Source organism: Fodinibius sp. (assembly GCF_041642155.1).
Lineage (GTDB): Bacteria > Bacteroidota > Rhodothermia > Balneolales > Balneolaceae > Fodinibius.
Map to the genome: position 1 here is coordinate 1 of NZ_JBEPWZ010000111.1, position 9093 is coordinate 9093.

Here is a 9093-nt window from a genome sequence, read left to right on the forward strand (position 1 = left end):
TTCAACGGGAATATGGCTACCATCCGCAGCTCATACGGAACACCCTGCAGATGAATATGGGCCGGGACAGCAGCCTGATTCCCCGGCTGGCTGATATTGCTCCGATGGCGGGCATTCATGCCACGGACTGGAGCTGGTCTTCCCTGCTTTTTGATATGGATAACGATGGACGAAAAGATTTTTTTGTTACGAATGGAATCTACCGCCGCCCTAATGATATGGATTATTTGTCTATGGTGAAGAGAGAGGAAATCCAGCGGTCGCTAAAAAGGGGAATGACGGAAGAAAACATTTCGGTGATTGACAGCATGCCTCATCTTAAAATTCCCAACCGGGCGTATCGAAATAATGATTCGCTTAGTTTTTCGGATAAAACGGCAGAGTGGGGGTTGGACAGGCCCAGTTATTCCAATGGTGCGGCATACGGGGATTTAGACAATGACGGAGATCTTGATATCGTAGTTAATAATGTAAACTCAGCCGCTGCGGTCTATCGCAATATGACATCAGAACGGGATAGCAGTAATTATCTTAGACTAAAATTGGAGGGAGGGAAAAAGAATACGAGTGCCATCGGCGCTAAAGCCATTGTTTACTCAAAGGACGGTCAACAGGTTTCGGAGCTGTACCCCTCAAGGGGGTATCAGTCCTCGGTTGATCCGCGCCTTTTCTTTGGACTGGGAGAGATCGACCGAATTGACAGCCTCAGAATCACGTGGCCTGACGGCAGCAGCACCCTGATGAAAGATATGGGGGTCAATCAGCAGCTTAATATTATGAAAAACGAGGTTAACAAAGAAGGAAAAAAGGCCAAAGAGTTACCTTCATACCCGTTGACGGAGTCGGCAAGCCCGTTGCCTCCTGATTTTCGCCATCGCGAAAATGATTTTGACGAGTTCAAGGTACAGCCTTTCATGCCTTATCAGCTGTCGGAGCTCGGACCACCTGTGGCGGTTGCAGATATTAACGGCGATGGCCGGGAAGATTTGTATATCGGTGGGGCGGCCGAACAGGGTGGTGCTGTTTTCCTGCAGCAGGAAGAAGGTGAGTTTGTGAGAAAACATAATGACATTTTCAAAGCACATGCTCTGGCCGAAGATACAGACGCCGCTTTTTTTGATGCAAATAATGATGGAAACCCTGATCTGTATGTGGTAAGCGGGGGGAACGAAAGAAGCGGAAAGGGGGAGAGGCTGTCTGATCGGCTGTATATGAATGACGGCGAGGGTAATTTTATCCCCGCTGGTCCGGATGCTCTGCCCGGCTTCAGCGCTAACGGGTCTGTGGTTGTCCCGTTTGATTTTAACGGGGACGGGAACAAAGATCTTTTCGTCGGCAGCCGGTCGGTTCCCGGAAATTACGGGGAATCTCCCGCAAATTATCTTCTTGAGAATACAGGGGATGGATCGTTCAGGGACGTGACCGGTTCAGTTGGACCCGCCTTGCGTAAGATTGGCATGGTCAGTGATGCTCAAACAGCTGATGTGACCGGAGACGGACGGGAGGATCTCATTGTAGCGGGAGACTGGATGCCTGTCATGATATTTCAAAATGAAAACGGTAAATTTGAGAAAGTCAATTCATTTGAGTCCCCCAGCGGTTTGTGGCAGAGTCTTCATTTGGCAGATATGGACGCTGACGGGGATGTCGATATCCTGGCAGGAAATATGGGATTGAATATCCCTTTCAAAGTATCTCCAAAAGAGCCTTTGGTCATGTATACGGCCGATTTTGACGGGAAGGGTGGGGTTGACCCTGTTATCGGTTATACCAAAGGGGATAAGGTGTTTCCGGTTGCTCCCCGGGATCATCTGGTACAGTCTATTGGTATTCTGCGAAATCGTTTTCCGACTTATAAGTCGTATGCTGGCAAATCGTTGGAAGATATTTTTGGGCAGCAACAGTTACAGAACGCATCCCGGAAAAACGTTACAAGCCTGGCGTCCGTTTATTTTGAAAACAGGGGAAATGGTGTGTTTGAAATGAATCAGCTGCCCGCCGCGATGCAGATGGCTCCCCTATTTGCTTTTTATACGGGGGATTTGAACGGGGACGGGGCTCCGGATATCGCAGCCGGCGGCAATTTACATGGTGTTCGTCCCAGCTATGGGGGACGCTACGATGCGAGTTACGGTTGGTATCTGGAAGGTGGCGGCCCCGGAGGAGCGGTTGAGGCTTTGCCCGCCAGTTTGATGATCGATGGGGAAATACGCGATATTACAAGCCTGTCAGCGGGCACAGGTAATCAATTGATTGTTATCGGCATTAATGATCGTGCTCCTGTCTTTTTGAAATCGTCCTTGGATTAACAGAGATAACCCCGCAGGTTAACTTCTGGGTATCCGGCCTGCTCACTGGCTCAAAAAAATTACTTCTCCCTCACACATTGCTTTTGTTTGCTATTATTTATTCATTTTAAGGGGATAATATTTATCATATAGTAAAATTTTTTGCATGCCTTTATTTATTATACAAGGGGTTTTTTCCGAAAAAAAAGATATGATGAAAAAAAATCCCAAATTTTCTTTGGGGGTATGCAATTTTTTGATCGTCTATATAAGTAGAAAGATGGTAGAAGAGAAATAAGTTTTGGGTTATTGTTGCTTTTCAGAAGCATTGATTCTGGGTTCTGGGTTCTGGAGATTGAATTCAATCCATTTACCTATTGTATTACAGCAGATAGAAAGAAACAGAGCTGCTGGTTTATCACCTGCCATTTTCTTAGCTGGAAAATAAGATTAATTCATAATGCTCAATTAACGTGATTTGATATGAAGTTATATTCCTCAAACAAATGGATGATATTCTTAGTTGTGTTTACAGGGTGTCTTTTCTGCAATACGATATCCGCATCGGCCCAACAAATTGAAATTAGTGGTACCGTTGTAGATGCTACAACAGATGAACCGCTACCCGGGGTGAATGTTGCCGTAGAAGGAACAAATAGAGGTACCTCTACGGATGCCAATGGCAACTATGCTATTGCCGTTGCCTCTAATGCCACCTTGCAGTTCTCATTTATAGGCTATAATACACAGTCTGTCGATGTAAGCGGACAACAGGAGATTGATGTTGCATTAGAACCCGGAGTTAATCAGCTGGATGAGGTGGTGGCTGTAGGTTATGCCACCCAGGCAGCGGGAGAGGTAACCGGGTCGGTATCTTCCGTTAGCGCCCAGGATTTAGAAGAAGTCAGTGTTACCAACGTTTCATCGGCGTTACAGGGGGCTGTTTCCGGGGTACAGGCCATTGAATCAGGGACGCCGGGAGAAGGGGCCAGTATTCGCATTCGCGGTTTGGGGACTATTAATGATAATGACCCTCTTTGGGTTGTGGATGGCGTTCCTGGTGGTTCTGTGAATCCCGAAGAAATTGAGTCTATTTCTATTTTAAAAGATGCGGCTTCCCAGGCCATTTACGGTGCACGTGCTGCCAATGGAGTGGTGCTTGTGACGACGAAGAGTGGGAGTCAAAACCAGGCCCTTCAGGTCAATGTAAGGGTAAGAAGAGGTGTTACCCAGCTTACGAGTAGCTATGATCTGCTTAATACCCGGGAATTCGGTGAATTGTATTGGCTGCGTGAACGCAATGATGGGAATGATCCGGCACATCCTCAGTATGGTGATGGTGAAGAGCCCGACATACCTGATTATATTATTCCGACCCGGGGATTTGAAGGGGAAGTTGATGAAAGTCAATATGACCGCCTTATGTCTCACCAGGATGGAGATGATACCTTCATTATTACCAGAGCTAATAAAGAGGGTACTGACTGGATGGACGTCGTATCAAGAAATGCTGTCTATCAGAATTATACTCTTGGAGTTAATGGCGGAGGTGAAAATTCAAATTATTCCTTTCAGATGGGATACCTGCAAGAGGAAGGGGTATTGAAATTTACCGGGTATGACCGGTATAATCTTCGTTCGAATGTTACCGCTGATGTTAATGACTGGCTGACGATAGGTGAAAAGGCAGGGTTGACCTATAGCGAGGATTACGGTCAACAGGATGATAATACGGAATCAACTATCATATCGGATACGTACCGAATGCAGCCTATCGTTCCGGTGCATGATATCATGGGTGCTTATGCTGGTACAAGGGCATCAAATACGGGGAATGGCACAAATCCCATGTGGTCTCTTGATTTTAACCAGCATGATCAGACCAATGCTTTCAATCTAAGTGGAACTGCTTTTGCAGAGGCCAGCATTTCAGAGAATTTATCCTTTAGAACATCTGTCGGCCTTAATTATAATACCTCTGATGTCAGAGATTTTAATTATGTTCAGGTAGCATTTGCAGAAAGAGGCCAATTTGATCAAAAGAGTGAGTTCGCCGATTTTAGCAGGCAGTGGAATTGGACCAATACCGCTGAATACACAAACACTTTTGCGGGTGTGCACGACCTGACCGTTATGGGAGGGGTCGAAGCGATACAAAATAATTACCGGTGGAGAAATGGTTCCCGCCAAGACTTTTTCTCTCGCGATCCCAATTATATGCAGCTCGGTGCCGGCGCACAAAGTCAGCTGAATGACGGGAGTGAAAGTCAGTGGAATTTGTTTTCCACCTTTGGCCGCATAAACTATGAATATGACAACAAATATTTATTAGAAGCGGTTATACGGCGCGATGGCTCTTCTCGCTTTGGTGCTGAAAATCGTTACGGTACATTCCCGGCCATGTCTGCAGCCTGGCGCATAACCAATGAAGACTTTATGTCAGCTACAGACAACTGGTTGGATAATTTAATGGTTCGCATAGGCTACGGACAGACCGGTAACGACCGGATTGGTAATTATAATTCATTTACTACATACTCTTCCGCACAGTGGAATTCATTTTACCCGATCGGCGGTGGTAACACCGGGGCTGGTTCAGCTGGTTTCTACCGGGCAAGTTTGGGTAATCCCAATGTGCAGTGGGAAATTACCACCACTACCAACATCGGTATTGACGCCATGGTTTTTGAGAATTGGAACCTGAGTATTGATTTGTGGAAGAGGGTGACAGAAGATATGCTCTATCCCCAGCAAATACCTGATGTAATGGGTCAGGTTGCACCACCTTCCATTAATGTGGGCGAGATGGCGAATAACGGTATTGATGTTGAGTTGGGATATGATGGAACCGCCATGAATGATGAATTGCAATATGGCTTCAGCCTGAATGTATCCCATTATAAAAATGAGATAAATCAACTTTCCGCCCAGGCTGATGAATTTCTTACAGGGTCTGAACTGCGGCAAATGCATTATACAAGGGCTGAAACGGGAACACAATTTCCTGAGTTCTACGGCTATATTGTGGATGGCATTTTTCAAACCCAGGAGGAGGCCGATACCCACCCGGAGGCGTTTGGCGGGGGGTATAACGAAGAGGGTCGATTTAAGTATAGAGATGTGAATGGAGACGGTGAGATTAACTCGGACGACCGGACCTATATAGGTGATCCGCACCCGCTTTTCACATCAGGCCTCCGGCTTAATGTGAATTATAAGGGTTTTAGTGCTTCTACCCGCTTATATGCCAGCTATGGAAATGACATGGTCAATTATGTAAGACGATGGATTGATTTTAATCAGTTTCAGGGAAATAGAAGTACGAGAAGGCTGTATGAATCGTGGGGGAGTCCCTACCTGGATGACAATTCAAATGCGACTATGCCCAAAGCGGAAGGTAATGATAGTAATAGTCAGCTGCCTTCCACCTATTTTGTGGAAGATGCATCCTATCTGCGTATGCAGCAACTGCGTTTAGGGTATGATTTAATGAATGTTCTCAATGTGCAGAATGTAAGGAATGTCCGGCTGTATGTACAGGGGACGAATCTCTTTACTATAACCGGTTATTCTGGCTTGGATCCGGAAGTTAACGCAGGAGGGGCAAACAGAGGAATAGACCGGGGGGCATGGCCCACAAGCAGGCAGTTTATGCTGGGAATAGATGTCGGGTTATAATCAATTGGAGACTCAGCTATCTATTGCACGAAGCCAATTTAAAATCTAAAAGTCAAGTTATGAAGCGAATAATAATAAGAAGAAGCAAGCTGGTATTACTTACAACGATAATAGGATCTTTTGTTTTCCTGCAATCATGCGGCGATAGTTTTTTGGTGAATGAGCCACCGGGGGAGGCATCGGGACCAACCATGGAAACCTCTAAGGGTATTGAATCCTTGTTGATAGGTGCTTATGACCTGTTAATTGGAAATTCGGTATTTGGAGGTGTTTTGGGTACTGACTGGACCTATGGGTCTGCCGCTTCTGATGATACCTATAAAGGGACCACATTTGGAGATCAAAGTTCCTTTAATGATGTAGAGAGGTATGAGACTAATCCCAGCAATCCTTATATGGGTGGAAGATGGGCTGATACCTATGAGGGTATTGCTCGAGCCAACGAAGTATTAAGTCGTCTTGCAAATGTTCAGGAAAGTGATGAACCTATAGCGGAAAGCCGGGCAGCCGAAATTGAGGCAGAAGCCAAATTTTTAAGGGCATGGTATCATTTCAAGGCGACGATGATTTTTCAAAATATTCCATACATAAAAACGCAGGAGGAGTTGGGGGATACGGCACCGACTGAAGTACCTAATGATTCTGAGGGATGGGATGATATTGAGGCAGACCTGCAGGTTGCCATCGATAACTTAGGGCCCGAACCCCCCCAGGGAGATGTAGGAAGAGTAGACATGTATGCAGCCATGGCGGCTAAAGCGAAGGCGCATATGTTTCAGAATGAGCTATCTGAAGCTCAGCCGATTCTTGATGATATTATCAATAGTGGTGCCTTTGAATTGGTCAATAATTATAATAATAATTTCCGGCAAGATACGGAGAATAATGCCGAGTCCATTTTTGAAATCCAGGCTACGGCTGAACAAGGAGTCGATAATCATCTTTTGGTGGGTGGCCCCGCAGCTCATCAAGCGGGACCGGCCGGGGTTGGCTGGGGATTCTTTCAACCTTCTCAAAACCTGTTTGAAGCTTTCCAAACAACCCAGGATGGCCTGCCGGTATTAGATAAGGAGGAACGTGAACCACTGGAACATGATATGGGCGTGGCAAGCTCAGAAGAATTCGTTCCGACGGATCATGAACTTGATCCAAGAGTAGATTATACCATCGCTCGGCGGGGGGTAGATTTTAATGGTTTTGGCATTCATGCAGGTAATAATTGGATACGTGCCCAGAGTAATGGGGGCCCCTATATGACTAAAAAATTCTTTTATCTGGAGGAATTTAGCGGGAATGCTGCGGGGGGAGGTTTCGACAGCCCGCGTAACTTCCGGGCTATTCGTTATTCACATGTCCTCCTGTGGCGAGCTGAAATACATGTAGAAAACGGTGAGCTGGAAGAGGCACGGCAGCTTGTCAATCAGATTCGCAACCGGGCCAAAAACAGTGATTATGTGATGGGTCGAGTGACGGATTATACCCTGGATTCTCAACCGGCAGAGGGAGATATCGATTGGGATCAGCCGGCCGCCAATTATGAAGTAGAACCTTATCCGGCTGGTCATCCCGCATTTGCTTCACAGGAAGAAGCCAGAAAAGCAGTCCGACTTGAGCACAGGTTGGAATTTGCAACCGAAGGACAACGGTTTTTTCAACTTCGCCGCTGGGGTATTGCCGATGACGTTCTAAATGACTTTATTGAAGAGGATAGTGAGTTCAGGAATTTTATGGATGGTGCGAGTTATAATCCTGAAGAAGATGATTACTGGCCATTACCACAAGACCAGCTTGATATACAGGATGCCTTGACACAGGATCCGGCCTATTAAAAACCAGGATGGATTATCCGGTCATAACGTTAACCTGCAGCCTCTCGAAGGGGGGCTGTAAATATTTCACAAATGGTTGTTGGGCAGGTCTAAAATTTATGATATACTTTTATCAGATTGTTGTCATTAACTAATGTGCAATATGGGCAAACGGGATACCAACTCACGAAAATCCTTTCTGAAAAAACTGGGTTTAACTACCGCAGGCCTGGTCAGCACTCCTTTCTTCTTACAGGGGGCTAACACATATGATGAGAAGATTCATATCCTGGAAGCTGATTCAAATAAGTCAACACAATATGCAAAGAACGATCAAATTCAGCTGGCCTTAATCGGCGCCGGGAAAATGGGCCAGGGGAACGGGCGGACGGCTCTGGAGCATAACGGGGTTGAGCTTGTAGCAGCATGTGACCTGTATGAGAGCCGATTGAATCGATGTAGAGAGCTTTTTGGGGATGATGTTGCCGTCACCACCGACTACCGGGAAATTCTGGATCGTGAGGATGTGGATGCGGTTATCGTGGCAACGCCCGATCACTGGCACGATACCATTGCTATCGACGCTTTACACAGCGACAAGGCGGTTTACCTTGAGAAACCGATGGTTCAGCATATCAAAGAAGGGTATGGGATCATTGACGCGGCGGAAAAGGGGAACCGGCCCATCATGGTTGGAAGTACATCCACCAGTGATATCGTATATCGTAAAGCTCGTGAACTGTATCAAAACGGGGAGATCGGAACGCTGAATTTAGTGGAATCCTACTACGATCGTTATTCTGCCATGGGGGCCTGGCAATATTCGATACCTCCCAGCGCTTCGACCGAGAATGTCCAATGGAATACCTTTTTAAAGGATCTGCCCAAAATTCCGTTCGATCCCAAACGATTTTTCAGGTGGAGAAACTACCGGGACTACGGCACGGGGGTAGCGGGTGATCTCTTTGTGCACCTGTTTTCCGGAATTCATTTGGTTACCGGCTCGAAAGGCCCTCACCGCATTATGGCGACGGGAGGGCTAAGGTTTTGGGACGACGGAAGGGATGTCCCGGATATCATGACGGGCATGTATGAATATCCTGAGACGGAGGCTCATCCGGCCTTTACGTTGACCCTGCGGGTTAATTTGGCGGACGGGTCGGGGGGCGGACGATTGATGCGTTTTGTAGGTACCGAGGGAGAAATCGTCATAAGCGGAGATCGGGTAACGCTGAGCAAAGCCAAACTACCGGAAGAACCCGGCATGACGATCTATGAGTTTGGGGAAGAGGTCCGCAACGAGTACGGGGAATATTACC

The 9093-nt window shown here is 46.6% G+C and carries 4 protein-coding genes; all 4 read left to right on the plus strand.

The features are described 5' to 3' along the window. Nucleotides 1-2309: FG-GAP-like repeat-containing protein (locus ACESLU_RS08125; protein WP_372637673.1), on the plus strand; the 2309-nt coding region annotated here is incomplete at its 5' end. Between the two features lie 489 nt (nucleotides 2310-2798). Continuing rightward, nucleotides 2799-5966, plus strand: a complete 3168-nt coding sequence (locus ACESLU_RS08130) for a SusC/RagA family TonB-linked outer membrane protein (RefSeq protein ID WP_372637676.1) — start codon at nucleotides 2799-2801, stop codon at nucleotides 5964-5966. Continuing rightward, nucleotides 5918-7795 (plus strand): RagB/SusD family nutrient uptake outer membrane protein, encoded by a 1878-nt coding sequence (locus tag ACESLU_RS08135; protein ID WP_372637679.1) that lies wholly within the window; start codon nucleotides 5918-5920, stop codon nucleotides 7793-7795. The genes ACESLU_RS08130 and ACESLU_RS08135 overlap by 49 nt, the downstream gene beginning before the upstream one ends. 142 nt (nucleotides 7796-7937) lie before the next feature. Then, nucleotides 7938-9093 (plus strand): Gfo/Idh/MocA family protein (locus ACESLU_RS08140; RefSeq protein ID WP_372637682.1); only part of this gene is annotated, 1156 nt, incomplete at its 3' end.

Coding starts and splice junctions, on each gene's coding strand:
- ACESLU_RS08135 (WP_372637679.1), top strand. CDS start 5,918: ATGGCCCACAAGCAGGCAGTTTATGCTGGGAATAGATGTCGGGTTATA.
- ACESLU_RS08130 (WP_372637676.1), top strand. CDS start 2,799: ATGATATTCTTAGTTGTGTTTACAGGGTGTCTTTTCTGCAATACGATA.